This is a genomic window from Motilimonas cestriensis, assembly GCF_021295315.1.
Classification (GTDB): domain Bacteria; phylum Pseudomonadota; class Gammaproteobacteria; order Enterobacterales; family CBDFNC01; genus Motilimonas; species Motilimonas cestriensis.
Window position 1 is genome coordinate 36,042 of sequence record NZ_JAIMJA010000024.1, and the last position, 26,061, is coordinate 62,102.

Sequence of the window (26,061 nt, forward strand, 5' to 3'; positions counted from 1 at the left end):
TTATTTCTTATGAAACTTCATCATACGCTTACGCTTGCGCTCTTGCGAAGCGGTCAGTTTATTAACCTTGCCCGCAAATGGGTTTTCACCCTCTTTAAATTCAACGCGAATAGGCGTGCCCATCAAATTCAGTGACTTTCTAAAGTAATTCATGAGGTAGCGTTTATAAGAATCAGGCAATGCCGATACTTGGTTACCATGCACAATAAGGCGCGGAGGATTGTAACCACCAGCATGAGCATAACGCAGCTTAACGCGGCGACCTTTCACCATGGGCGGCTGATGATCTTCCGCTGCCATTTGCATGATTCGCGTCAACATCGAGGTTGACACACGCTTAGTCGCAGATGTATAAGCTTCTTGTACCGATTCAAATAAGTGACCCACACCTGTGCCGTGCAGCGCAGAGATAAAATGCACTCGAGCAAAATCAATAAAACCTAGACGACGGTCAAGCTCACTTTTAACGCGATCTTTCACTTCAGAATCAATACCATCCCATTTATTCACCACCACTATCAGTGAGCGGCCAGCATTTAGGGTATAACCTAATAAGCTTAAGTCTTGGTCAGAGATATTTTCACGAGCATCAATGATCAGCATCACCACGTTGGCATCTTCTATCGCCTTTAAGGTTTTGATTACAGAAAATTTCTCTACTGTTTCATAAACCTTTTTACGACGGCGCACCCCCGCGGTATCAATTAATACATACTCTTGATCATCGCGTTGCATGGGGATGTAGATACTGTCACGAGTGGTACCGGGCGCATCATACACAATCACGCGCTCTTCACCTAAAATGCGGTTGGTTAGTGTTGATTTACCCACATTAGGACGGCCAATAATAGCCAGTTTAATCGGCATGTCAGCAAAGGCTTGCTCTTGCTCGGCAATTTCAGCTTCTTCAATCGCATCAAGTTGCTCAAGGTCTAGCTCACTAAAATCATGCTCTTCTGGCTCTGGCTCAGGTTGGACAATATCAAAATCATCGAACGCCTTCTCGATTAAAGAGCGTACCCCTTTACCATGAGCGGCAGCAATTTGGTAAACCTCGCCTAGGGCCATTTTATAAAATTCACCCACTGCCGAATCCGCATCGATACCGTCAGTTTTATTGGCCACCAAGAATACTTTTTTGTCTTGTTTACGCAGATGCATCGCAATAGCTTCATCCGCTACTGTTAAACCTGCACGAGCGTCCACTAAGAAAAATACGGCATCGGCTTCTTCGATCGCTTGAAGAGATTGTCCTGCCATCAAAGCATCAATGCCCTCTTCATCGCCCGTGATACCGCCGGTATCAACAACAATAAACTGGTGGTCTGCAACGTTAGCCTGGCCATATTTGCGGTCTCGTGTTAAGCCGGGAAAATCAGCTACTAACGCATCACGAGTGCGAGTTAATCGGTTGAACAAGGTGGACTTGCCTACATTAGGGCGTCCTACAAGTGCGAGCACAGGTAACATCTATATAATCCTATAAATAACAAAGGCCCCTTACAATAAGGAGCCATTTAACAATATGATAACGCTTTAGTTTTTACGGTTTACTTAACGCAATCACTTTACCACTGCGTGTTTGTACTATTACTTTATCCTGATAAAGCACTGGAACTGTGTATAAACCATCGCTATCTAATTCTTGCTGTGCAACAAACTTTCCGTCACGATTTAGCCAGTGTAAATAACCTTCAGCGTCGCCCACTAAAATATACTCACCAGCAACCAAAGGCGCGGTGAGATTACGATACTCTAACTGAGTGTTGCTCCATATTTGCGCGCCAGTACGGCGGTCAACGGCATAAATGTGCCCTTTATCATCAGTTAAATAAAGGGTAAATCCGGCGATATCCATTGAATTGTAAGCAGAATAGCTACGTTTCCATAACGTTTCACCACTTTGTAAATCAATAGCAAGTAACTCTCCGTTGTAAGCGATGACGTACGCGGTAGTGCCAACCACTAATGGCTTGGCATCAACATCAACAATTCGGTCTAACTCGGTTGCGCCTTTTGGCACAGCTACTCTACGCTCCCAAATGGGCATGCCATTTTCAGCAAAAACAGCAGCAAATTTACCATCAGCGCGACCATAAAGCACTGCACCGCCTGCCTCAATAGGCTCTGATGAGCTACGTAAAGTTAAAGCGGGTTGGTCTAATGTTAATTGCCACAGCTTTTCGCCGTTGTATTCTTGAAAAGCATAAAGATCGCCACGGCTATTATGAACAATAACTTTACCGCCCTCTAGCAAAGGTTTAGCAATTACTTCGCCGCCGGTATTAGCTACCCAACGTACTTCCCCCGTTTCAGCATCAATGGCAAACAACTGAGCATTTTCAGTGCCTAAGTAAATAGCATCAAAACTAGCACTTATGGCTCCCGAGATGCGCGCACCTTTGTTAAGGGCATTGGCTTCATGTTCGCTGAGGTCAATCTTCCAAAGTTCGTTACCCGTACTAACATCTAGCGCCTTAACGATCCCTTCACGATCTGCCACAAAAATTTGACTATCGATGAAAGCTGGCCGAAGTTGAGAATAGTAGTGTTCAACACCATCCCCGACGGAGGCTTGCCATTGTTTCTGCGGCTCATAAGATTGCGTGATCACAGGTAATTCAGCCATCACCACGCTATCTTTTTCTGAATCGAACAAAGAACACCCTTGCAGTAGCGCCACTGCCGCGCAACCAAGAGTGAACTTTTTCAACCAATTATCCATTAACAACCTCATCCGCTAGCGTTGTTTCAGCTAAGTCGTCAAGTTTGATTTGTAATGCTGGATTACCCGTATTACCTCCGGCTAACACAGCTGCCTGATATGCCGCACGTGCTTTTTGCGCATTACCTTGTAGCAATAAAATATCGCCTTTGGCTTCTTCCGCTTTCGCTTTGAAAGCATCATCTTTAATTTCAGCTAATGTCGCTAATGCGGCATCAAATTGCTTTAACTCAGTTTGCACACGTGCCAAACGTAAGTTGACGGTCGGCAGTAGCACTTCGCTAACTTTGTTTTTCTTAACCCAAGCTAATTGCGATAGCGCCAGTTCAAAATCACCTTTATCAACGGCTACTTTAGCAAGCATAAGGGCTGCTAATGCGCCATAGTTGTTATCAGCATTGCTATCAATAAATGCTTGAGTGCTGCTGATTGCATCTTCTGAGCCTGCTTCAAGGGTTGTCATGGCTTGAGTGTAAGCTTGCGACGCTTGTTCTTGATTAGCAATTTTTTGCTCGTTATAAAAACGCCAGCCCCATAGCGAACCTAAGCCAATCACGGTACCAAAAATAACGGCGGTGCCGTTTTCTTTCCACCAGTTTTTTATTGCATCAACTTGTTGTTCTTCGGTTTCGTAACCTACCACTTTAATACCCCTTAATTCTCAAGCATCGTTGCGACAACTTCAGCTAATGCTGATTGTGCAACGGTTTGTTGTTCGTTCTTCCCTGTTAGATCTTTTACCGTGACCTGATTGGTTTCCATTTCAGATTCACCTAAGATCAGCGCAATACGGGCACCGGATTTGTCAGCGCGCTTCATTTGCTTTTTAAAGTTTCCGCCGCCGCAATGGTTCATCACTTTAATACTTGGCAACGTTTGGCGCAATTGCTGAGTGAGTAGCATGCCTTGAATATCTGTGCCCTCGCCCACTAATACGGAATAAACATCCACTTCAGGGGCAATATCTTGGTTTAAATCCAATGTATCTAGCATTAACACTAAACGCTCTAGGCCCATAGCAAAGCCGACAGCAGGAGTAGCTTTGCCACCAATTTGCTCAACTAAACCATCATAACGACCACCCGCACAGACGGTCCCTTGTGAACCAAGGCTTTCTGTTACCCATTCGAACACCGTGCGATTATAGTAATCTAAACCACGCACAATTTTCTCATTAACCACGTACTTAACGCCTGCAGCATCGAGAATTTGGCATAACTTTGCGAAGTGATCTTTTGACTCTTGGTCTAAATAGTCAGATAACTTCGGCGCATCCACTAAAATGGCTTGTACGGCCGCACTCTTAGAATCTAATACGCGCAATGGGTTAGTATGCATGCGACGTTTGCTGTCTTCATCTAATGCTGATTCGTGCTCGGTTAAAAACGCCACTAGCGCATCACGATAAATCGCGCGCGCTTCGTTTGAGCCCAGTGAGTTCAGTTGCAATTCAACGTGATCTGTTAATCCCAGCTGTTGCCAAAACTGCGCCGTCATTAAGATCACTTCAGCATCAATGTCTGCGCTGGCCATGCCGAACACCTCAACACCAAACTGGTGGAACTGACGATAGCGGCCTTTTTGTGGGCGTTCATGGCGGAACATTGGCCCGATATACCATAAACGACGTTCTTGATTATATAGCAGACCATGTTCATTGCCCGCGCGAACACAAGAAGCCGTGCCCTCTGGTCGCAGTGTTAAACTGTCACCATTGCGATCATCAAAGGTGTACATTTCCTTTTCAACAATGTCCGTCACTTCACCAATTGAGCGCTTAAATAAATGCGTGCTTTCAACGATGGGCATTCTAATTTCAGAATAACCGTAACTGCTTACTACTTGCTTAAGAATATTTTCTACTTTTTGCCACACGGGCGTTTGTTCGGGTAAACAATCGTTCATCCCGCGAATAGCTTGGATCGATTTGGCCACTAGAGAGTCCGTTATTTAATGATGATGGGCTTGAAATTATGGGCATTATAGGGATTTTTGAAAGCCAGGTAAAACCTGGCTTAAGCAGAAATGCAGTTTAGCGGTTAAGAATATCGATTTTTTTACTCGGATCCATCGTAGAAATACGTGCGCGTATTTTTGCTTCTAACAAATCCACTAGATTATCGTTGTCAAAGCGTTCTTTTTGCCTTACGCCATCTTCGTAATAACCACTGCGGTTGCTACTGCCTGTGATGCCTAAATCAGAGATCAAGGCTTCACCTGGGCCGTTGACCACACAGCCGATGATTGACACATCTAGCGCGGTAGAAACATCTTCTAAACGCTGCTCAAGTGCATTAACCGTATTAATAACATCAAATTCTTGACGAGAGCAGCTAGGACAAGCAATAAAGTTGATGCCGCGGCTACGAATGCGCAAAGACTTTAGAATGTCGTAAGCCACTTTTATTTCTTCGATTGGATCGGCCGCAAGAGAAACGCGCAGCGTATCACCAATACCTTCAGCCAATAGCATACCAAGACCAACGGCAGATTTAACCGAGCCACTACGCAATCCACCCGCTTCGGTAATACCAAGGTGTAACGGCTGCACAATTTGCTTAGCCAGTAAACGGTATGCGCCGACCGCTAAAAACACATCCGATGCTTTTACGCTGACCTTAAATTGGTCAAAGTTAAGGCGGTCCAAAATATCAACATGGCGCATGGCTGACTCCAGCAACGCTTCAGCGGTTGGCTCACCATATTTTTCTTGAATGTCTCGCTCTAAAGAGCCGCCATTCACACCAATACGGATGGGAATATTTTTATCTCGCGCACAATCCACAACTGCACGAATTCTATCTTCTCGGCCGATATTACCGGGATTAATCCGTAAACAGTCTACGCCATATTCTGCCACTTTAAGGGCGATGCGGTAGTCAAAATGAATATCCGCCACCAGCGGCACATTCACTTGCTGTTTAATCAGCTTAAACGCTTCTGCTGCATCCATGGTTGGCACTGACACGCGAACAATATCAGCCCCGACATCTTCAAGGGCTTTAATTTGTTTAACGGTCGCATCAACGTCGGTAGTACGCGTGTTGGTCATCGATTGCACTGCGATGGGAGCGTCTCCCCCTACCGGCACATTACCAACCATTATTTGAGTGCTCTTACGGCGAATAATAGGAGAAGTATGATGCATGATTTTTATTCTTTTTCAGGTAATTCAAAGCGTGCAATTTTACCCGCTTTAAACTGAGTCATATCAAAGGTTCGGTTGTTGTAGCTGATCTCAACGGCTTTTGGTGCACCGATAGTAAATTTAAAGGGCGCTTTACCCGTTATAGACAAAGTAGATCCCTTTTCTTTAACGCCTATCGCCAAGGTTTTATCGTCAGCATCGGTCACTTTAATCCAACAGTCGTTACTAAATGTAAAGCCCACTTCAAACTTACTTAGATCCACTTCGGCTACTGGCTCTGGTGTTGTTTCTATCGGCGTGTCACTTGCCTCAGTGGCGACAGCCTCAGCATCCGTTGGCGCTGTTTCGTCTTCAGAAGTCTGTGGCGCTTGTGCCGGCATTTCCTCAGGTAGCACGTTTGCACTCTCTTCTGATACTTCCTCTGCAATCGGTAAAGAGCGGGTGGGCACATCTGGTTCAACGGATGCAATAACACTTTCGTTGACTAGCTGCTCTGAAGTCGCGGGCTCTAGACTGGCTTTTTGTAACCACCACCATACCAACATCCCCACTAAGCCAGCACCAATAGCATAACTGATCCAAGTTAACCGGTTATTATGGGCTTCTTGTTGGGTGCGTTGAGAAAAACTTTGCATTTGTGCGTATTTAGACTCAGTAATACCCAGCCGATAATAAGCACTTAAGATTTGTTCTTCAGTGATACCTAAGATGCGAGCATAAGCCTTTAAATAACCTTTAATAAAAGTGGTGGACACTTTAGGGTCAAAAGTTTCATTTTCGATATCGTTAATATTATGTGCACGTAGGTTTAAACGTGCTGCTATTTCTTCAACACTTAAGCCTTGCTTCTCACGCTCGTTGCGCAGCATGATGCCAGGCCCCTGAAGGTCTACTTCAGGCGTGATTTCTTCTGGGGGATTATTTTCAGTATTCATTGTTTAAATAATGTTGAGACTCAGTAGATTGAGGGAATTTATTGACTAAACGTCGGCCAAAAGATCGGACTGCCGTTTCGCGATTTTGCGCAGACTCTAGACGGATCCAGGTCCATAAACTCTGTGGCGTATCACTGGCTACTTTTTGATATTGTAGCAAGTAGTTGCGCGCTTCATCATAATTTTCTTGGGTAACATGAATGCCAGCAATTTCAAGTAACGATAAAGGCCTACGTGGGCTATGGGAAAGTGCATTATCAAAATACACCAGCGCCTTGTCTAACTGACCAGACTCTCTAGCACACAAACCCGCGTTTTCATAAGTGTCGCCCACTCGCACATAAGTGGTAACATTTACCGCACGAAGAAACTGCTCTTCTGCTTCCGCGTATTTTTTTTCACGGCATAAGAAAGTACCATAATTGTTCATGGTATCCGCATCATTGCGGCTTATTGATAACGCTTGACGATAGGCTTTTTCAGCCTGCATCGGCTCATTAACCACTTCATAGTAATAAGCCAAAGCACGATGAATTTCTGGATCTCTTGAATTGTAGGCTAACGCTTTCTCGAGATTAAATTTTGCTTGCTCAGTATTACCTTGTTGTAAGTACTGAATACCTAACTGCATTCTTGCTTTAGCCGCCCCATTTACGTCCATGGATTGGCTAACACTTTTTCCTGCCACCGTCGTTTCACTGACACAGCCGAGTAGACTCAATAAAACACTCGCACCTAGGATAAGTTTTTTCATACACCACAAGTATCTAACAAATTATTCTGTCATTGTGACGGAAATCGACTCACCTTGCATCCGTTTTTTAGCTGTTCGCTTAGTTCTATCAATAACATCGCCAACTAATTGACCACAAGCAGCGTCAATATCGTCACCACGGGTCTTACGAACCGTTACGGTATAGCCGTATTCTTGCAATACTTTGTTAAAGCGATCGACTCGACTATTACTTGGCTTAGCATAGTCAGAATTTGGAAATGGATTAAAAGGGATCAAGTTGATTTTACACGGTAAATCCTTGACTAGATGGGCAAGTTCATGAGCCAAATCCGTTGAATCATTATAATGATCGAGTAACACATATTCGATGGTGACTTTGCCACGATTTGCTTTAGATTTAACGATGTAACGACGCACACCATCTAAAAAGTTTTGAATATTGTATTTATCATTAATCGGCATCATGTCCGACCGGAGCTCATCATTAGGCGCGTGAAGTGAGATAGCTAACGCAACATCTATTTTATCACCAAGAATGTCCAATGCCGGAACCACACCTGAGGTTGACACTGTCACGCGACGTTTTGACAGCGCAAAACCCAGATCATCCAGCATTAATTCTAATGCTGGTACTAAATTTTTCATATTGAGTAAAGGCTCACCCATGCCCATCATGACAACATTGGTGATCGGGCGTTGTCCCGTGCCATTTGACTTTACAGGGCCAATAATTTGAGCGGCACGCCATACTTGACCGATAATTTCAGACACCGACAAATTACGGTTAAACCCTTGCTGCGCGGTTGAGCAAAATTTACATTCAAGGGCGCAACCTACTTGAGACGAAACACACAAGGTGGCGCGCTCCCCTTCAGGAATATAGACCGTTTCAACGTCTTGGTTCCCTACCTTCATTGCCCATTTTATGGTGCCATCAGCACTGCGCTGTTCAACTGACACTTCTGGCGCTTTAATTTCAGCGGTTTGCTTAAGCTTCTCACGTAATTTTTTATTAATGTTGGTCATTTCGTCGAAATCATCAACACAATAATGGTAAATCCACTTCATGACTTGATCAGCCCGAAACGGTTTTTCATCCATTTCAGCGAAAAATTGACGTAAGCCTTCACGGTTTAAATCAAGTAAGTTAATTTTTTGGTCAGTCATAAGCTCTCACAGCGGTGGAATACAGCGAAAAATCGGTCGCGAATTGTACAAAGTTTACGAGGAGGTTACTAGCGCAGATTGAGATAAAAGCACTGGTTAATCCAATGCTTTTAGTTATCGTTATGATTTAGCGGCGAATATTTCATCAGCGCTGAAAAAGTAAGCTATTTCACGCTGGGCTGATTCAACACTATCAGAGCCATGAACGCAATTCTCACGCACTGAAGAGGCAAAATCAGCGCGGATAGTACCAGGTTCCGCTTCCTCAAAATTAGTCTTACCCATGATTTCACGGTTCTTAGCAATCGCATTTTCGCCTTGTAACACTTGAACAACAATCGGCCCAGAAGTCATGAAGTCAATCAGCGGCTCATAAAAAGGACGGCCAAGGTGTTCAGCATAAAAGCCAGCAGCTTTAGCTTGATCAAGCTGGATCATTTTGACAGCCACTAGCTTTAAACCAGCGGCTTCAAAACGCTGATAAATACTGCCAATTAAGTTTCGCTTAACGGCGTCGGGCTTAATGATCGAAAAAGTGGTTTCTACAGCCATGTAAATCATCCTATTTATTTAACAAATTATTTCACAAACAAATTTAAGAGCCCGATTATAGGCATTGCAGGATATAAAGCCAAGTTAAGGCGTGATGACACGCTAACTCTTTAACCCATATAGTTGAAAACTCAATAAGATAGTCTATTTCTTAAGTATACCGATTTTTCTCTCTCAGGCTGGAACCATGGATGATGATATTCTAATTATTGACGATGATGAACAAGTGCATGATAGCGCGATACAAAGCTGGAAAGTGCTGATCGTTGATGATGAATCTGAAGTACATCGTATAACAAAAGTAACATTAAGCCAGTTTCGCTTTGATGGTAAGAGCATCACTTTTTTACACGCTTATTCCGCTAGTGAAGCAAGAGACATTTTAAAACAAGAAACAGATATTGCTTTAGTTTTACTCGATGTGGTGATGGAAACCGATGATGCCGGCCTACAAGTCGTGCGCTATATTCGAGAGCAACTAGGTAACCAAAGTGTACGGATAGTGCTGCGAACTGGCCAGCCTGGCCAAGCACCTGAAGATGACGTGGTTGAAAGTTATGATATTAATGATTACAAAGACAAAACAGAATTAACCTCGCAAAAGCTCCGAACTCTGATCAGAGCCAGCCTGCGCTCTTATCGCGATATTTGTAGTTTACAACGCAATAAACGTGGACTAGAGAAAGTTATTCAAGCCTCGAAAGGTATTTTTGAAAAAACCGCTCTGGATACTTTTGTGGAAGGGGCGCTTGAGCAGCTGACAGCCTTATTAGAGCTAGAAGACACGACCATTTATAATATCAAGCATGCATATGAACTGAAAAATACTGAGCTGGAAATGCTCCACTCTACCGCATCAGACAAAACTGAAACTGATGATCTGCAGCAGCACCCTATTTTACAGCTAGCAATAAAAGACAAAACCAATATCTATCAAGAAAGTGAAGTGGTTATTTATTGTAAAAATCCACGTCACAACTTAATTTTTCATATTGAAGGGACACAGCAGCTTTCAGAAGTTGATACACATTTACTTAATTTGTTTACCGAAAATATCGTGGTTGCTCTTGAAAATATTCGCTTAAATGAAGTAATTGAAGATAACCAAAAAGAAATTATGTATCGCTTAGGAGAAGTGGTTGAGAGTCGCTCGAAAGAATCAGGTAGTCATGTTAAGCGAGTCGCCAACTATACCGCTCTGCTAGCAAGACTAAATGGCATGGATAATGAACAAGTAGAAACATTAAAACAAGCATCGCCATTACATGACATAGGTAAAGTAGGGATCCCTGATGCGGTATTAAATAAGCCCGCTAAGCTTGATGCCGGTGAGTGGACCATCATGCAGACCCACGCCAAGTTAGGCTACGATATGCTATATGACTCCGACATACCTTTATTGCAAACAGGTGCAGCCATTGCCATGTATCATCATGAAAAATGGGACGGAACTGGTTACCCTAATGGCTTGAGAGGTGAAGATATCCCGATTGAAGGACGACTAACAGCACTCGCTGATGTGTTTGACGCACTCGGGTCAAGACGTTGTTATAAAGAGCCTTGGGGAATAGATAGTATTATGGAGTTAATCAACAGTGAGTCAGGAAAACACTTTGATCCTAAATTAGTTCAGATCCTCAATGAAAACTTAGACTTATTTTTAGAGATAAAACAGAAGTATGTAGATTGAGATAAAGACGGGACTTAAATGTTAACGTTACGCTTAATTGGCGGAGTGGACGGGACTCGAACCCGCGACCCCCGGCGTGACAGGCCGGTATTCTAACCAGCTGAACTACCACTCCGCTGTTAGGCGCTACTGAGTAAGATATTGGCGGAGCGGACGGGACTCGAACCCGCGACCCCCGGCGTGACAGGCCGGTATTCTAACCAACTGAACTACCGCTCCGCAAAATCTATCTCAATTTGTAACATTTTAAATATTTCGTGGCGGAGCGGACGGGACTCGAACCCGCGACCCCCGGCGTGACAGGCCGGTATTCTAACCAACTGAACTACCGCTCCGAAGAAATATTTTAAATTGTAAATGCTTGCTGGCGGAGCGGACGGGACTCGAACCCGCGACCCCCGGCGTGACAGGCCGGTATTCTAACCAACTGAACTACCGCTCCATAACAAGTATTTTGAAGAATAGTGGCGGAGCGGACGGGACTCGAACCCGCGACCCCCGGCGTGACAGGCCGGTATTCTAACCAACTGAACTACCGCTCCACATATATCTTCATTTAACATTCGGCACAGCCTAGACGTTAACCCTAGCACAAGATTGGCGGAGTGGACGGGACTCGAACCCGCGACCCCCGGCGTGACAGGCCGGTATTCTAACCAACTGAACTACCACTCCGCTATTCAACTTTGCGTTACCGCTTCGTTGTGTGCGGCGCAGATAATACGTACATGCCCCTATCGAGTCAACAAAGAATGTGTAAAAAAATGGGAAAAATGACTGTTTGATTTCATAACGAACAAAGTTTGTTGAAAATGCGTACAGCCTGTCGATTATTGCAGCAAAATCATTAAAAAAACACTATTTGCTCTCTTGTTCGCCTGCTAACGAGTGCATCGACTAGACGCACTGTCGTTAGCAAACCATTCAAAAAAGCGACCTATGTTCGCTATTTTTTACTTTCTTCTTCTAGATTGAGCTCTTCTACCCCGTCTTTTACTTGATTGGGTACTGGCGTTGCGGCGCCCTCCTCAGCTAGTTTCTGTGCAATACGTTTAATGCTGCGGCGCTTCCACCAAATAACAAACACGATACCCGCTGCCAGTAAAAGTAAAAATCCGCCAGCTATCATTAAATAGAAAGGCAGTGCGCTTTTTTCTGGCTCTGGCTCTGGCTCTGGCTCTACTTCAACTAACACCGGCTCAGGCGTTGGCTCTGGTGTTGTTGGCTCAGGCACTACTCTAAATACCCCTTCATCAAGAACGAGTACCAACTCCCTGCCAGTTCTAGTGGTCGCATAAGCAGTGGTTGATACCGTGTACTTTCCTGGCTCTTCAGGGCGTGGCAAGGTAATAGTAAGCAGCTCTTCACCAGCTTTGCCGTGACCAACAAACTCCAAAGGTTGGTCTAGCACCCCTTCATAAGTCCCCTTCACTACCACGGTTTCTGGCAAAATTTCATCTAAATCAATTTTGTAATGCAGCATAGGTCCTGGCTGATCAAACGACTCAGTGGTCGTGAGCTCTATCGGTCTAGGGTAAACCAATAGGTCTTGACGAAAAGCACGGGTAAACACTTCATTGCGGGTAGAGACTTCTACTCGGTATTTGCCCGCCGGCGCATTAATACTCGGATGGGCAGTCAACATGCCATCACGCGGGTATTCATCATAACCCTTACCGTCATCTAAAAATTGGAAGCGAATTTTATGGCCATAAGCAAAGTTATCATCGGCTTCATCATTCAAGCTGGTTAACGTCATGGTAATGATCAAGTCTTGAATATAATCTTCGTTAACTGGCGTGCCACTATTATTTAGTAATGCGGTGGTTAGCTTCACCTGCTCATGGGAATACAAGGTGCTGGGCAATTTATCCATGTGCAGCTGTAAATCACTGACAATTCGGATCGCATTATCAGGACTTAATTTACCAATCGCTTGCCAAGGGCCCGGCATCGGATTGACGATAGTGATCATGTCAAACTCTATCCCCTCATGCCATTTAACATTGTCACCGTGGCGACTTGAGTAAAGCTTGCTACCATCGGGTTGAACTAAGATCGTTGCCGCAGCGCCGGGCATTCGCTTGATCACAAAGGTGACTTTTTCTGCTTTCGGATCAATACGAAAACGGTTATCAAGCAGGCTGTTATCATTTTTTTCGTAAAATTTGACCGCCCATACTTGATTTGTAATACCGCTCATCACCACGAGAAATAAGCAACATAAGCTAACTAATCTGACCACAAGCATACTCCTTTCTTCGCAATCAGTTGTAACCGCTCTTGATGAGCCAGTAATTCATCAGCCCCCGCAGACACCACTTTCAACGGTGCTCGGTCTGCTGCCAACCGTTTTATCCCCTGTTGATTGGTTTGTTGTTGGCTTTCTGATTCTTGTGACAAATTGAGTGCGGTCTGCCCGCCCGTCATTAATAAATATACATCTGCCAAAATCTCGGCATCAAGTAATGCGCCGTGTAAGGTTCGGTGAGAATTATCAATGCCATAGCGATCACACAATATGTCGAGGTTATTACGTTTACCGGGGAAAATTTCTTTCGCCATTTGCAAGGTATCGGTCACCTTACAGAAGTCCTCGGTCTTGCCGATGCCTGTTTTGAGTTTATCAAACTCATAGTTCATAAAGCCGACGTCAAACGGTGCATTGTGTGCAATGATTTCTGCGTCTTTAATAAATTCAATAAACTCAGGCGCTATTTGGCTAAAACTCGGCTTATCGCGTAAAAATACATCAGTGATCCCGTGAACGCCGATAGCTTCAGCATCAATTTTACGATCCGGCTTAATATAAACATGATAATGGCGACCCGTTAAACGCCGATTAACAAGTTCAACACAACCTATCTCGATAATGCTGTGATTCAGGTAATGAGGTCCCGCATCAAAGTTCATACCCGTTGTTTCGGTATCAAGAACCACTTGTCTCAGGGTCTGCTCTGTGTTCATATTTGTCTCATCTTGTATTTTAATAGTCTTAGTCTAACAAAAATGAATAAACAGGTTGAACTTTATACTGACGGATCTTGCCTCGGTAATCCCGGCCCAGGTGGCTACGGTGTGGTACTTAAATATCAAGGGCATGAAAAAGAGCTAGCGCAAGGGTTTGAATTGACGACCAATAATAGAATGGAGCTACTAGCGTGCATCGAAGGGCTTAACGTATTGACGCGCCCTTGCCAAGTCACCCTAACCACTGATAGTCAATACGTGAGGCAAGGGATCACTACTTGGATCCACGGCTGGAAAAAGCGCAACTGGAAAACGGCCAATAAGACGCCCGTAAAAAACGTCGATCTCTGGAAGAAACTAGACTTAGCGAGCCAGAAACACCAAATTGATTGGCGCTGGGTTAAAGGCCATTCAGGCCATCCAGAAAATGAACGTTGCGATGATTTAGCAAGACAAGCGGCAGAGTCTAATGACTTGCTACCTGATACCGGGTATTTGGATTCTCTTTAAATTACTTTAATTTGGGAGAACGGCGGCTTGAGCCTTTATAATTCGCAAATGGGGCAGCGGATAAAATTGGCCGCTTAAGTCGCCATTTTTCTTTAACTGGCGTGATCGGCCGAGTGCATTTTTTAGCCACAATAAAGTAATTATCGCACAGTAAAGGAAAGCATTTCTGTCCCATCTTCTCACACCAGTCCATGCTATGGCCTCGCGTCAAAGAAAAACCAAAGCCAAACTTATCATCAAGTAACACCTCAAAACCCAGTAAATTCAGCCAATCTTTGATCCGCGCCGGGGTAAACATTTGGCTATTAACAGCTAAATTATTGCGACTAATAGGAATATATTGGCTAATACCATGCCAGCTAATAGGATTAAAGCCGCTCAGGATCAAAAATCCGTCGGCTGTTAAGACCCGCTCAACCTCTCGCAATAACTGATGGGGGTCGCGAGAAAAATTAATCCCATGAGCCAATAAGCACACATCGATACAAGACTCTTGTAATGGTAGCGCATGGTGTTTCGCTATCAGTCCAGCCACGCCCTCGCCAGTAGTAATATTAACTTGATGTCTAATCGTGCAAGAAGCCGTATTAAGTTGGGCACTCAAAGGGCCTAACTTAATTAGGTGATAGCCAAACAATTGTGGGCACCAAGTGTCTAAGCGATGCTGTAATTCTTGATGCAGCCAATCACCTGCTGGCAATTCAGACCAGTTTAAAGGGTAGTGGATCTTTCGATTGGTTTTCGCTGGACGCATGAAATTCTCATATGATTAGAGTACGTTAAGATTAACACATCGCCTATTCGCTGCAATCAACCAAAACAGATCAATTGATGCTAGATGACTCGCATTAATACCCAATTTCAGTATAAGCTTGGCATAGGTAAATATATGAGTAAGAAACGATGATCCAGATTATGCCCATTTCTGCATTTAGCGATAACTATATCTGGCTAATTGCTAATCAAGACACCCGTCAGTGCGTGCTAGTTGACCCCGCAGATGGTGAGGCAGCATGGCAGCAAACACAAGCCCAAGGCCTGACTATATCGGCCATATTGTTAACACATTATCACCTAGACCACATGGGTGGCGTCGCTTTTTTGCAACAACAGCACGACACGAACATCCCCGTCTATGGGCCGCTATGGCAAGATACACCGATAGGAAAAAAGGCACCAACGAAACAACCAGTTAAAGAGAACTTCATTGCAGTCAAAGAAGCGACTGTTATTACCATTGAAGCTATCAACCTGACATTAACAGTACACTGTGTGGCTGGACATACCTTAGAGCATATTAATTATCAGTGTCTGATTGATGGCCAACACCACGTTTTTTGCGGCGATAGCTTATTTTCTGCTGGGTGTGGGCGGGTATTTGAAGGCACGATGCAACAAATGCTTAATTCGATGAAGCACTACCGCGCACTCCCCGATGATACTTGGCTTTATCCCGCTCATGAATATACCCAAAATAACCTCGCTTTTGCTTACAAAGTAGAACCAGATAATCAAGATATCCAACTCACCATTAGGCAAGTCGCCAAGTTACGCCAGCAAGGACTCCCCTCACTGCCGGTACAATTAAGTAATGAAAAAAAGGTAAATCCTTTCTTGCGCTGGGATCAAGCAGAAGTACAACAAGCCGTTCAAATTCAACGAGCAACACCTGACAGCGATGCCCTAAGCGTGTTCAGTGGCCTACGAATATGGAAAGATGCGAGTTAGTTCCTTGATTAGCGTGCGTCGCTTCACTAACATGTGACCAATTTTTTACGAAGCGGATTATTATGAAACTACCTCTGGCTCTTTCATTAACCTTATTACTCGTTGGTTGTCAAACAACTACGGAGCAACAGGATGCGCCAGAGCTGGCCGTCACTAAGCCATCTGCAAAACCAGACGATACACATCAAGTTTTACCCAAGCCGACAGCTAAGCCGAAGCGAATAGTCAAATTAACGCCGCCACCCGAGTCTGACTTATGGCAAGTGATTGAGCAAGGCTTCCAACTTGAAGAGATCAATAACGATCGAATCGAACATTATCGAGATTGGTATTTGCAGCATCCAGACTATATGCGCCGAATTTCAAAACGCGCCGAGCCTTTTTTATATCTGATTGTTGATGAAATTAATAAACGCAATATGCCACTAGAATTGGCGTTATTGCCTGTGGTAGAGAGTGCTTTTGACCCGTTTGCTTACTCTCACGGACATGCCTCTGGTATGTGGCAATTTCTATCTGCAACCGGCAAGCGTTTTGGTTTACAGCAGGATTGGTGGTATGACGGACGTAGAGATGTTGTTGCTTCGACCAATGCTGCCTTAGATTACCTCACGTACCTAAACGAAATGATGGATGGTGATTGGTTACATGCCATTGCATCATATAATGCGGGTGAAGGCCGTGTTTTACGGGCAATCAAGAAGAACAAAAAAGCTGGCAAGCCCACAGATTATTGGAACCTAGATTTACCAAAAGAAACTCGCGCCTACGTGCCAAAATTGCTAGCGCTAGCGGAGCTCATCCGCAATAACGAACAATACCATATGCCAATGCCGCCATTAAAAAATGAGCCTAGATTGCGCACCGTAAATACCGAATCGCAAATTGATTTAGCTTATGCAGCACGATTAGCGGGTATGGATGCTGAAGAGCTGATTCAACTCAATCCAGGCTTTAATCGCTGGGCGACTTCCCCATTAGGTCCGCATGAGCTACTGCTACCCATTGAAAATGCAGAGCAATTTGAAATTGCGCTATCAGGTGTTCCTAAATCAAGTCGAGTTCAATGGCAACGTTACCAAATAAAAAGAGGCGACACCATTGGTGGTATTGCGCAAAAATTCAATACCGAATCATCGGTTATTCGCTCTGCTAATAATATTAAAAACAACAAAATTCGAGCCGGTAAATTTTTACTGATCCCAGCTTCAGCTAAAATTGCTACCGCAAAAACAGTCGCCCCTGTTAAAGGCCAAGCGATCAAGCCCAACCAAGTTGCAACCACTCATCTGGTTAAATCAGGTGACACCTTGTGGGATTTAGCTAAAAAATACAAAGTGAAGCCACAAGACTTAACAAAGTGGAATGGTTTATCGAAAAGCTCGACCCTTAGAATTGGCCAGAGGTTAAAAATTTACTCTGCCAATACTATACATATTAATACGGTGACATCGGAATTAGCCAAACCAATGATTTATACCGTAAAAAGTGGCGATTCATTGGGGGTCATTGCTCAGGCACATAAAGTCAGCATCGAGGATTTACAGCGCTGGAATAATATCGATAACCCAAGAGGACTCCAGCCCGGCCAAACTTTAGAGATCCGTGTCGCAGACGCTCGTTAAGCCGGTCAACCTTCTCTCATAGCGGTGAAAATGTCATTATTAATGGCTGGTGATCTGAACCTTGGTCGAGTGAGCTAAAAGCCTGCTCGACCTTGAGTCCCCTATAGTAAACATGATCCAAAGGCATCCCCATCACGCGTAAGCGGTGGTCGGGCGCAAACGTAACTGAGCTTAACCCTAACCTTGCCAGTAGACTATCTAACAAGTCTGTACGCGCTTGACTCCAGGTATTGAAATCTCCTGCAAAAATAACCGGTCCTTGATGAGCCTCAATAGTTTGTAATAAAGGTAATAATTGTGCCTTTAATGCCTCTGTTCCCAAGGTGAAATTGATACCATGAATGTTTATTAGCAACAAAGGTAAATCTGAGCCTTGCCAAGAGTATTTTACCGCAAGAGCTGATTTAGGCACCCGAATATAAGGCTCTGCCATCAAGCTAATACACACCTGCTCAGTTATCTCTTTAGCAAGTGTTTGTACACCAAATGCGGTATCTCCCACTTGGAATGCATTAACCAGCACACCATGCCACTGTCGCGTTAACCAGTACTGATTGGTTGCTTCGTTAGCGACGGCCTCTTGTAACATAAGTACATCTGTGCTCTGGCTTAATTTATCAAGCGCGGTGCGCCATTGTAAGTCTTGATACTTATATATATTCCACACAACCAGCCTAAATCGCGTAGGAATCGCTTTACTGGGCATATTAATATTTTTCGCGTGAAGTGCTTGCCACTGTGGGCAGCTAGCAGTGGCGTGAAAGCCACTAGTCGATAGTGAGTACACACTACTATTTAAAACAAAGTTATAATTGACTGAGAAAATAAATATGCACATCACTAAAAGTATGATGATAGGAAAAATGAATTTTTTTAACTGGCCATTTGTGTTTTTTAACATTTTTTTCACAAAAGTTTCCTATACTGGAATACCACGCCTTGGGCATCGAGGAATATCTATGAGCAATAAACGCTATAAAGTAACCTATTTCGATCAAGATGGCTGTAAGGAGCAAATGACATTAGAAACTCCTTATTATATTTGCCGCGACTCAGCGACTGACTTATGCGTATTTGATGAGCAGGGCTGCATTGGCAATGAGGCCTTATTACAGAATATGTTAAATCAGAATTTACTCCAATCAAAAGCGTCCTGCGTGGTAAATGTCGAGCCCCTATTAATATAGGGACGATGCTGATGGGGCCAAACATTCAGCCCCTTTGTTTATGATCTGATCTGTTTAATCAAAATTTTAGAGTTACGTTGAAAGTTATACATCGATTTCTTTTTATTCGGTAAGTCGTTTACATCCGCAGGCATAAAACCGCGCTCTCGAAACCAGTGGATACTTTGTGTGGTCAGTACAAATAACTTGGTTAAACCCAACTTTATTGCTTGAGCTTCAATGTGGCGAACCAAGCTATCACCACGGCTACTACGGCGATATTTAGGATGACTGACTACACAAGCCAACTCGGCCATGGAGTCTTCCACAAAGGGATACAATGCGGCACAACCAATCACCATGCCATCTCGCTCCACTATAGTGAAACGTTCAATTTCCGACTCCAACAGTTCACGCGAACGTTTAACTAAAATACCACGCTCTTCTAAGGGTTGGATTAATTCCAAAATACCACCGATGTCATCAATATTGGCATTTCGTACTTTTTCATAACTTTCGGTGACAATTTGAGTGCCGACACCATCGCGAGTGAACAACTCTTTCAATAGCGCACCACTTTCTTGATAGCTAACAAGATGGCTTCGCTTCACACCAGCATAACAAGATGCTACCGCCGCTCTTAAATAACGCACCGTGCCGGTGTCTGTTTCACTTACTTGTAACGACTGCAAACGTGCTTCTGCTTCTGAGGGCAGCATTTCGTTTATCACTCGATCTTTATCGTCCAGTACTCCTTGGTTGGAGCAAAAACCGATGATCTTATCTGCCTGCAAGCCAATAGCGACTTGTGTTGCCACCTCTTCCGCAGATAGATTAAATGCTTCACCTGTCACCGAATAACCAATAGGTGGAACCACCACGATCGCGCCTTGGCTCAATTGCCAACGGATGCTTTCCGTGTCAACGCGACGAATGTTACCGGTATGACAAAAATCGACCCCTTCTTTCACTCCGATAGGCTGAGCAACAACAAAATTTCCAGACATCACATTGATGCGAGCGCCCTGCATCGGCGAGTTCACAACTCCCATGGAAAAGGTGGCCTGAATATCAATCAGCAACTTGCCAACGACTTGTTTCACTGCCGTTAATGCAACGTCATCAGTGATACGTAAGTTATCGATAAAGCGACTTTGTACATGTTGGGTTTCCAACGCCGCATCAATTTGCGGACGAAAGCCAAACACCAACACCAGCTTTACACCTAAACTATTAAGCAAAGCAATGTCACTGACAATTTCAGGGAAGTTCTCATGCTCGAGGGCTTCCCCCCCGACCATCAACACAAAGGTCTTATTGCGATGGGCATTTATATAGGGGGCTGATTGACGAAAACTACTAACGATTACATCCGTATCTTGTGCCAATGATCATTACTCCAATGAATTGCGACTAAATACATTGTAACCGAAGCTCAGCCTGAGTTCAGTTACAAAATGGAATTTTTATTCACTTTTTTAGAATTTATATTAGATTTGAGAAACTGCGATTAAGTAGCTCGGTTGCTTCTAACGCACTTACCGGGCGGGAAAAATAGTAACCTTGTAGCTGGTCACACCGACGCCCCTGTAAAAAAAGCATTTGTTCTTTTGTTTCAACGCCTTCAGCAACCACTTTTAAACCAAGAGTATGAGCCATAGTAATGATCGTAGCGACAATTTTCGCATCATCATTATCCGAAGCCAACTGGGCAACAAAACTACGATCTATTTTTAATGTGTGAATAGGAAATCGTTTCAAGTAACTCAAAGATGAATACCCTGTACCAAAATCATCCAATGAGATATTAATCCCTTGCCGACTAAACTGCTCCATCACAAGAATAGCGGATTCGACATTCTCCATTAACATACTCTCGGTAATTTCTAGCTCCAAGTTTGAAGGCTGGATCCCTGAGTTTTCAATACTTTCAGAAATAACTTGAGCTAAACGGGCAGAAATAAACTGCTTCGGTGATAAGTTTACAGCTACTTTTAACTCGGTATAACCCAACTTAACCCATTCGCCGGCTTGTCGTGCTGCTTCTAAAATAATCCACTCACCAAGAGGCTCTATTAATCCCGTCTCTTCTGCCAAAGGGATAAACTCAGCAGGCGAAATATAACCAAATTCTTCATGTTGCCAGCGGATCAAAGCTTCAAAACCGACAATATCTCCCGTATCCGGCAGTACTTTTGGCTGATAAAATAACTTAAGTTGGTTATCTGCCACCGCTAAATTAAGAGCTTTAGTGAGCTGTTTTTTATGCTCAATCGCTAAGTTCATATCTTGATGAAAATAACTTACTTTCTCACCTAAGGCCTTTGCCTGTTGCAACGCAAATTGCGCTGCGCTATTTAGACTTTCTAGGGTATCGCCATCACGCGGGAAAATCGCCACACCTAAAGAAGCACTGAGACTGATAGCTTCTTCTGCTAGCATAAAACGTTGCTTAAATACGTCCAACACGCGAGCGACTTTGTCTTCAAGAATGTTCACCTGATCAATATTGGGGACGACTAAAGCGAATTCATCCCCACCCAATCGAGCCAAGGTATCTTGCGGTGATAAAACCTGACCAAGTGCAGCTGCGATATCTTTTAAAAGACTATCCCCGGCGACCAGACCATATTGATTATTGATATCTTTAAAGTTATTTAAGTCCAGTATAATTAACGCAACGTGTTGATGTGACTTTTCAGCACTTAAAATTCTATTTTTAAGTCGACTTTGAAATAGCGTCCGATTTGGGATCCCGGTTAATAAATCTCGCATCGATAAGTACTTAACTTGCTTCTGAGCTTCTTTTTGCTCAGATATATCAAAGAATGTAATCACGTGATGGGTCATAGCAGCATTATGCTTAATGACACTAATTTTTACCCAAGCAGGAAACATTTCGCCATTTTCACGCTTCGACCATATCTCTCCCTGCCACTCTCCTTCCGCATAAAGGTTATGCCACAAAGTTTTATAAAATAGCTGAGTATGGTGCTCAGTGAAGATGAAATTTGGTTCTTGCTGCAGTACGTCGGCCTCAGTCAGGCCAGTGATCATAGTGAAAGCAGGGTTTACCTTAATACATCGATTTTTACTGTCGGTAACAATAATCGCCTCAGACAAGGTATCAAACACTTGTGCGGTCAAACGCAGTTCTTGCTCATAATCAAATTTTAGGCTGTAATCGCGTAATACAACGACAACACCTGCCGAACGCTTATCCTGCTGCAAAGCTGTTGCTTGGTACTCTACATAGATAACGCGGCCAGAAAGGGTGTCGAGCTTGGCTATAGACCGCTTGGAAGCGACAGACTTCTGATACAAAACATCATCAATTCGACTGTTTGCTTTAAGGTGAGATGCTTGTCCATCCATATCAATGAAGGATAAAAATTCATTATAGGGATTGCCGAGAAGTTGATCTGATTTATCTCCCAATAACAACTGAGCAGAGGGGTTAATAAAACTAATGTATCCGTCTGGGCCGATACCAAAAATCCCATCCGCCACACTGTTTAATAATGTTTGATTAAATTCGTATAAATGTCGAACATCAAGTTCGGATATCTTACGTTGTTCAATTTCTGTAACCATCAAAGATTTTTGCTGCAGGAGCTCATCGGCAAGGGTTTCTAAGCTAGAGCCTAAGCGACTGAATTCATCATCACGACTGAAATCAGGCCCCTTATTAAAGTCAAATATCGCCAACTGTTGCGCATAGTCGCTCAAACGCGAAAGAGGCTTAATAATACTTCGAATAACAAAATATGCGACCAGTAAAGCGGCAGTAAGGAAACCAATGAGGGAGGTTAAATAAATTGTCTGCGCGCTATTGAGGTTGTTGTAAAGTCGGTCTCCACTAGCGTCTACCTGTTGCTTGGTTAGCATTGCCCTTTTTTCAAGTATCTGTTGAAGCTCTCTAGATTGCTCTAACCAACTTGCATATACCATATTAAATTCTTGGACGGCATCCATTTGATAAGGGTCGGCGCTTTCTAATAAGGATAATAACGCGAAGGAATTATTAATAAATAACCAAATGGGCTCACCTAATTGGGCTAAAGCTATCAAGTCTGTATTGATATCTTCATCAGAGGCCCCCGCCTCCATCATCCCCCGCTTTACATCTTGTAGCCAAGCTTGATGAACAAAGTGTAGCTGTGATAACGCATATCTCACTTCACCTGTTGCATACTTCTCGGCTTGAAAGTTGTCTTTATGGCGCTGTAACTGGGCTTCACGGATATTCGATTTTGCGCGCTGTAACAAAAAACGAATTGAGTGGACCTTCTCTTGGTCCACCAATTGAACATTAAGAAGCGTTTGCGCGTTACTTTTAACTGTTAAAATATAAAAGTAACTTATCAACCCTGTCGCACTTGCCAGCAGTGCCACCAGAATGTAGGAATAAATCAAACGACTTTTTAACTTCATTTAATTTTCCCTCTGCAATTATTAAATCGAGACAAGGTTATCAAACGCCCTAACAAATCAAAATAACCACACTACGAGGCTGAGCGACATACTTGTGTTTCACTATCACTTTCGATGAGTTTATGGTTAAGATATCTTCAGGATAGGGTAATGAAGTGTCGATGAACCGTGTCCAAAACCCTCGTTTCGGAATAGGCAATTCAAACTCTAACGGCTCCCAAAAAGCGTTAAAGATAGCATACATTCCATAGTCTTGACCGTAAGGCGTTGTTTCGATTGCTATCGTCCGTGAGCTCGAGCTCCAATCAGGCTTGCCAACATGAACCCCATGCCAACGAATATCAGACTTTTGCAGCACTTCATTAAGAGGTAACCTTTTCGTCTCAGCAAAATCGAGGCGCCCCTGCTCGACACGTTGATGTATTAACGCCTTAGTAAAATCAAATAACTTGCTATTCTGCTTAACGAGGCCCCAGTCAAACCAAAAATCTTCATTGTTTTGGCAGTAACCATTGTTGTTACCGTTTTGAGTTCTGCCCACCTCATCTCCCATTTGGATCATCGGAGTGCCTAATGAAAGCAATGTTGTAGCAAGCAAATTTTTTACCTGACGTATACGTAACTCATTAATCTCAATATCATCTGTCTCACCTTCAGCGCCATGATTCCACGAGTAATTGTCATTACTTCCATCACGGTTTTCTTCACCATTAGCCCAATTCTTTTTCTCGTTATAGCTCACCAAATCCAACAAGGTAAAGCCGTCATGACAGGTGACAAAGTTAATGGTTTTTTCTGGCTCAAGCAGGTGATGGCCATAAATATCGGGGCTACCTATTAAGCGATCGGCAAACTTACTGACCATGCCTTCATCACCACGAATAAACTTTCTCACATCATCTCGAAACTGGCCGTTCCACTCCCGCCAGCGTTGCCCGGCCAAATTACCGACTTGATATAAGCCACCTGCATCCCAAGCTTCGGCAATTAATTTGGTTGATGACAATGCCGGATCGGTGTCGATACTGTATAAGGTAGGAGGACTAACCATAGGCATGCCTTCTTCATCTCTTGATAAGATGGAAGCGAGATCAAAACGAAAGCCATCAACACGCATTTCCTCTACCCAAAAATGTAAGCTATCTATGATCAGGCGGCGGCAGACAGAATGCGTACCGTTGAAGGTATTACCACAACCACTAAAATTCATATAGTCTTGCTTATTGTTAGATAGAATATAGTAGTTATCGTTATCAAAGCCTCGATAGCAAAGGGTTGGTCCGCCGACCCCGCCTTCGGCTGTATGGTTATAAACCACATCCAAAATCACTTCAATATCAGCTTTATGCAATGCCTTAACCATATCTCGAAACTCATTTAGCGGTCCAAGCATAGATTTATCTGAACTGTAGCCTCGATGTGGAGCAAAAAATGATATAGGACTATAACCCCAGTAGTTAGATAAGCCTGCATGATGCTCATCTTCATCAAACTGATAAACTGGAAGCAATTCAACAGCAGTCACCCCTAGCTCTTTGAGATAAGGAATTTTCTCGATAAGACCGGCATAAGTACCTCTTTTATCTTCATCAACGCCAGAATTTGGATGACGGGTAAATCCCGCTACATGCATTTCATAAATAACTGTTTTACTGAAAGTATGCCGAGGGTGCTTATCACCTTCCCAATCATAATCCTTAATATCTGCCACTATACTTTTAAGGCAATAAGCTTCATTACAACCAGGTGTAGCAGCACGATGACGATCATAGTTTTTTCCTTTCGAAACCAAGATACCGTATGGGTCAATTAATACCTTTTGTTTATCGAACGAAGTGCCTTCGAATGGTCGATAGGGGCCATGAACTCGGTAACCGTAAAGCTGGCCGGGCTTGATTCCAGAAATATAGATATGCCAGTAATAAGCAGTGCGATTATCTTCACTTGAAAGACGAAAAATATGAGAGGCTTCAGCATCATCTTCATGGTCAAAAAGAAGCAATTCGACTTCATAGGCTAACCGGGCATAAACACAAAAATTGGCGCCTTCATCAGTTAATGTGACCCCTAACTTTTCAGACCAACCCGCAGCAGTACGAAATATCATTAGTTTAACGTCCTTATTCAATAACAAAATCAATGTGAGCCATTGATTAATCTTAGCTGATCTTTATTACTTAAGGATTATCACAATCTCCCTACCTAAGCTATTGAGTATAAATAAGATGACGTAAATTGCTTGATCTCACTACACATTTTGAAAAAATTAATGACAAAGCCAGATAATGATTAAAAGTCACGCAGTAATAATACTGACTTATTACTGTTTTACGTTTCGAGCTGTATCAAACTTATCGAGGGATTCATAGTTGTTTGACTTAAGGGTTGTGGATCCAATTAGATCATATTCTTACTGAGGTTGGTATAAGAATAGCAATATAGCCAACAAACCACTTTCGGGTGGTTTTTTGTTTTGTTTGATGTGAGTTTTTTCTTCAAACGTAAAAAAGCCCAACTCTTTCGAATCGGGCTTTCTACTGCTCACTACGAGCTAAATTGGCGCTTGGCGGTGTCCTACTCTCACATGGGGAAACCCCACACTACCATCGGCGCTGCTGCGTTTCACTTCTGAGTTCGGCATGGATTCAGGTGGTTCCACAGCGCTATTGCCGCCA

Annotated in this window: 21 protein-coding genes, 6 tRNA genes and 1 rRNA gene; 5 read left to right on the forward strand and 23 right to left on the reverse strand. The window is 43.5% G+C overall.

The features are described from left to right. The 9 genes from der to ndk all read right to left on the reverse strand — a co-directional run bounded on the left by der (position 1) and on the right by ndk (position 9,263). Entirely contained in the window at positions 1 to 1,470 is a 1,470-nt protein-coding gene (der, locus tag K6Y31_RS18475) for a ribosome biogenesis GTPase Der (protein WP_233054453.1), read from the reverse strand. 73 nt (positions 1,471 to 1,543) lie between these two features. After that, positions 1,544 to 2,725 (reverse strand): outer membrane protein assembly factor BamB, encoded by a 1,182-nt coding sequence (gene bamB / locus K6Y31_RS18480; protein ID WP_233054455.1) that lies wholly within the window; start codon positions 2,723 to 2,725, stop codon positions 1,544 to 1,546. Next, positions 2,718 to 3,368 (reverse strand): YfgM family protein, encoded by a 651-nt coding sequence (locus K6Y31_RS18485; RefSeq protein WP_233054457.1) that lies wholly within the window; start codon positions 3,366 to 3,368, stop codon positions 2,718 to 2,720. Before K6Y31_RS18485 ends, bamB begins: the two co-directional genes overlap by 8 nt. A gap of 11 nt (positions 3,369 to 3,379) precedes the next feature. Then, positions 3,380 to 4,660, reverse strand: coding sequence for a histidine--tRNA ligase (hisS, locus tag K6Y31_RS18490; RefSeq protein ID WP_233054458.1), 1,281 nt, complete (start codon positions 4,658 to 4,660; stop codon positions 3,380 to 3,382). Positions 4,661 to 4,757: 97 nt separating this feature from the next. Then, complete coding sequence (gene ispG, locus K6Y31_RS18495) at positions 4,758 to 5,873, reverse strand: flavodoxin-dependent (E)-4-hydroxy-3-methylbut-2-enyl-diphosphate synthase (RefSeq protein WP_233054460.1); 1,116 nt, start codon at positions 5,871 to 5,873, stop codon at positions 4,758 to 4,760. Positions 5,874 to 5,878: 5 nt separating this feature from the next. Beyond that, complete coding sequence (locus K6Y31_RS18500) at positions 5,879 to 6,808, reverse strand: RodZ domain-containing protein (RefSeq protein ID WP_233054462.1); 930 nt, start codon at positions 6,806 to 6,808, stop codon at positions 5,879 to 5,881. Then, the gene (gene pilW / locus K6Y31_RS18505; protein ID WP_233054464.1) at positions 6,798 to 7,562 is read right to left on the reverse strand and encodes a type IV pilus biogenesis/stability protein PilW; all 765 of its coding nucleotides are present in this window, start codon (positions 7,560 to 7,562) and stop codon (positions 6,798 to 6,800) included. The genes K6Y31_RS18500 and pilW overlap by 11 nt, the downstream gene beginning before the upstream one ends. Positions 7,563 to 7,583: 21 nt before the next feature. Further along, entirely contained in the window at positions 7,584 to 8,711 is a 1,128-nt protein-coding gene (gene rlmN, locus K6Y31_RS18510) for a dual-specificity RNA methyltransferase RlmN (RefSeq protein WP_233054466.1), read from the reverse strand. 120 nt (positions 8,712 to 8,831) lie between these two features. After that, a complete protein-coding gene (gene ndk, locus K6Y31_RS18515) occupies positions 8,832 to 9,263 on the reverse strand; it encodes a nucleoside-diphosphate kinase (RefSeq protein ID WP_233054467.1) in 432 nt (143 codons plus the stop codon). Positions 9,264 to 9,450: 187 nt separating this feature from the next. Between ndk and K6Y31_RS18520 the strand changes: the two genes are divergently transcribed. After that, entirely contained in the window at positions 9,451 to 10,953 is a 1,503-nt protein-coding gene (locus K6Y31_RS18520) for a DUF3369 domain-containing protein (RefSeq protein ID WP_233054469.1), read from the forward strand. Between the two features lie 38 nt (positions 10,954 to 10,991). Here K6Y31_RS18520 and K6Y31_RS18525 read toward each other — a convergent pair. The 8 genes from K6Y31_RS18525 to dnaQ form a co-directional block, all read right to left on the reverse strand. Beyond that, positions 10,992 to 11,068: transfer RNA gene (locus tag K6Y31_RS18525), tRNA-Asp, on the reverse strand. A 27-nt stretch (positions 11,069 to 11,095) separates the two neighbouring features. Then, positions 11,096 to 11,172: transfer RNA gene (locus tag K6Y31_RS18530), tRNA-Asp, on the reverse strand. 39 nt (positions 11,173 to 11,211) lie between these two features. Further along, positions 11,212 to 11,288, reverse strand: a tRNA-Asp gene (locus K6Y31_RS18535). 30 nt (positions 11,289 to 11,318) lie between these two features. Further along, a tRNA-Asp gene (locus tag K6Y31_RS18540) sits at positions 11,319 to 11,395 on the reverse strand. Positions 11,396 to 11,418: 23 nt separating this feature from the next. Next, a tRNA-Asp gene (locus K6Y31_RS18545) sits at positions 11,419 to 11,495 on the reverse strand. Positions 11,496 to 11,551: 56 nt separating this feature from the next. Continuing rightward, positions 11,552 to 11,628, reverse strand: a tRNA-Asp gene (locus K6Y31_RS18550). A 271-nt stretch (positions 11,629 to 11,899) separates the two neighbouring features. Continuing rightward, positions 11,900 to 13,198, reverse strand: a complete 1,299-nt coding sequence (locus K6Y31_RS18555; RefSeq protein ID WP_233054471.1) for a TIGR03503 family protein — start codon at positions 13,196 to 13,198, stop codon at positions 11,900 to 11,902. Beyond that, complete coding sequence (gene dnaQ / locus K6Y31_RS18560) at positions 13,186 to 13,920, reverse strand: DNA polymerase III subunit epsilon (protein ID WP_233054473.1); 735 nt, start codon at positions 13,918 to 13,920, stop codon at positions 13,186 to 13,188. The genes K6Y31_RS18555 and dnaQ overlap by 13 nt, the downstream gene beginning before the upstream one ends. Positions 13,921 to 13,962: 42 nt before the next feature. Here dnaQ and rnhA point away from each other — a divergent pair, with 42 nt between their 5' ends. Next, on the forward strand, positions 13,963 to 14,433 hold the full coding sequence (rnhA, locus tag K6Y31_RS18565) for a ribonuclease HI (RefSeq protein WP_233054475.1): 471 nt from the start codon (positions 13,963 to 13,965) through the stop codon (positions 14,431 to 14,433). 1 nt (position 14,434) lies between these two features. On the opposite strand, the gene K6Y31_RS18570 is transcribed toward rnhA, so the two are convergent. Then, positions 14,435 to 15,187, reverse strand: coding sequence for a class I SAM-dependent methyltransferase (locus K6Y31_RS18570; protein WP_233054477.1), 753 nt, complete (start codon positions 15,185 to 15,187; stop codon positions 14,435 to 14,437). Positions 15,188 to 15,336: 149 nt separating this feature from the next. On the opposite strand from K6Y31_RS18570, the gene gloB reads away from it, so the two are divergent. Continuing rightward, positions 15,337 to 16,161 carry a hydroxyacylglutathione hydrolase gene (gene gloB / locus K6Y31_RS18575; RefSeq protein WP_233054479.1) on the forward strand — a complete coding sequence of 275 codons (825 nt, stop codon included), beginning with the start codon at positions 15,337 to 15,339 and terminating at the stop codon, positions 16,159 to 16,161. A gap of 62 nt (positions 16,162 to 16,223) precedes the next feature. Beyond that, entirely contained in the window at positions 16,224 to 17,786 is a 1,563-nt protein-coding gene (locus K6Y31_RS18580) for a lytic transglycosylase (protein WP_233054481.1), read from the forward strand. Between the two features lie 16 nt (positions 17,787 to 17,802). Here the strand turns inward: K6Y31_RS18580 and K6Y31_RS18585 are convergent, their stop codons facing one another. Next, complete coding sequence (locus K6Y31_RS18585; protein ID WP_282560208.1) at positions 17,803 to 18,687, reverse strand: endonuclease/exonuclease/phosphatase family protein; 885 nt, start codon at positions 18,685 to 18,687, stop codon at positions 17,803 to 17,805. A gap of 58 nt (positions 18,688 to 18,745) precedes the next feature. On the opposite strand from K6Y31_RS18585, the gene K6Y31_RS18590 reads away from it, so the two are divergent. Beyond that, positions 18,746 to 18,973 carry a hypothetical protein gene (locus tag K6Y31_RS18590; protein ID WP_233054483.1) on the forward strand — a complete coding sequence of 76 codons (228 nt, stop codon included), beginning with the start codon at positions 18,746 to 18,748 and terminating at the stop codon, positions 18,971 to 18,973. Between the two features lie 38 nt (positions 18,974 to 19,011). Here K6Y31_RS18590 and argA read toward each other — a convergent pair whose 3' ends face one another. The 4 genes from argA to rrf form a co-directional block, all read right to left on the reverse strand. After that, entirely contained in the window at positions 19,012 to 20,340 is a 1,329-nt protein-coding gene (argA, locus tag K6Y31_RS18595; protein ID WP_233054484.1) for an amino-acid N-acetyltransferase, read from the reverse strand. A 97-nt stretch (positions 20,341 to 20,437) separates the two neighbouring features. Beyond that, positions 20,438 to 23,386 (reverse strand): EAL domain-containing protein, encoded by a 2,949-nt coding sequence (locus K6Y31_RS18600; protein ID WP_233054486.1) that lies wholly within the window; start codon positions 23,384 to 23,386, stop codon positions 20,438 to 20,440. 49 nt (positions 23,387 to 23,435) lie between these two features. Beyond that, a complete protein-coding gene (gene glgX, locus K6Y31_RS18605; protein WP_233054488.1) occupies positions 23,436 to 25,493 on the reverse strand; it encodes a glycogen debranching protein GlgX in 2,058 nt (685 codons plus the stop codon). A gap of 454 nt (positions 25,494 to 25,947) precedes the next feature. After that, a 5S ribosomal RNA gene (gene rrf, locus K6Y31_RS18610) occupies positions 25,948 to 26,061 on the reverse strand; the annotation flags it as partial.

What these genes read in the sequence shown, in the direction of transcription:
- dnaQ (WP_233054473.1), bottom strand. Translation starts at nt 13,920, where the DNA reads ATGAACACAGAGCAGACCCTGAGACAAGTGGTTCTTGATACCGAAACA.
- rnhA (WP_233054475.1), top strand. Translation starts at nt 13,963, where the DNA reads ATGAATAAACAGGTTGAACTTTATACTGACGGATCTTGCCTCGGTAAT.
- K6Y31_RS18585 (WP_282560208.1), bottom strand. Translation starts at nt 18,687, where the DNA reads ATGTTAAAAAACACAAATGGCCAGTTAAAAAAATTCATTTTTCCTATC.
- rlmN (WP_233054466.1), bottom strand. Translation starts at nt 8,711, where the DNA reads ATGACTGACCAAAAAATTAACTTACTTGATTTAAACCGTGAAGGCTTA.
- K6Y31_RS18500 (WP_233054462.1), bottom strand. Translation starts at nt 6,808, where the DNA reads ATGAATACTGAAAATAATCCCCCAGAAGAAATCACGCCTGAAGTAGAC.
- gloB (WP_233054479.1), top strand. Translation starts at nt 15,337, where the DNA reads ATGATCCAGATTATGCCCATTTCTGCATTTAGCGATAACTATATCTGG.
- ispG (WP_233054460.1), bottom strand. Translation starts at nt 5,873, where the DNA reads ATGCATCATACTTCTCCTATTATTCGCCGTAAGAGCACTCAAATAATG.
- bamB (WP_233054455.1), bottom strand. Translation starts at nt 2,725, where the DNA reads ATGGATAATTGGTTGAAAAAGTTCACTCTTGGTTGCGCGGCAGTGGCG.
- pilW (WP_233054464.1), bottom strand. Translation starts at nt 7,562, where the DNA reads ATGAAAAAACTTATCCTAGGTGCGAGTGTTTTATTGAGTCTACTCGGC.
- K6Y31_RS18580 (WP_233054481.1), top strand. Translation starts at nt 16,224, where the DNA reads ATGAAACTACCTCTGGCTCTTTCATTAACCTTATTACTCGTTGGTTGT.
- K6Y31_RS18520 (WP_233054469.1), top strand. Translation starts at nt 9,451, where the DNA reads ATGGATGATGATATTCTAATTATTGACGATGATGAACAAGTGCATGAT.
- K6Y31_RS18590 (WP_233054483.1), top strand. Translation starts at nt 18,746, where the DNA reads ATGAGCAATAAACGCTATAAAGTAACCTATTTCGATCAAGATGGCTGT.
- K6Y31_RS18600 (WP_233054486.1), bottom strand. Translation starts at nt 23,386, where the DNA reads ATGAAGTTAAAAAGTCGTTTGATTTATTCCTACATTCTGGTGGCACTG.
- glgX (WP_233054488.1), bottom strand. Translation starts at nt 25,493, where the DNA reads ATGATATTTCGTACTGCTGCGGGTTGGTCTGAAAAGTTAGGGGTCACA.
- ndk (WP_233054467.1), bottom strand. Translation starts at nt 9,263, where the DNA reads ATGGCTGTAGAAACCACTTTTTCGATCATTAAGCCCGACGCCGTTAAG.
- der (WP_233054453.1), bottom strand. Translation starts at nt 1,470, where the DNA reads ATGTTACCTGTGCTCGCACTTGTAGGACGCCCTAATGTAGGCAAGTCC.
- K6Y31_RS18570 (WP_233054477.1), bottom strand. Translation starts at nt 15,187, where the DNA reads ATGCGTCCAGCGAAAACCAATCGAAAGATCCACTACCCTTTAAACTGG.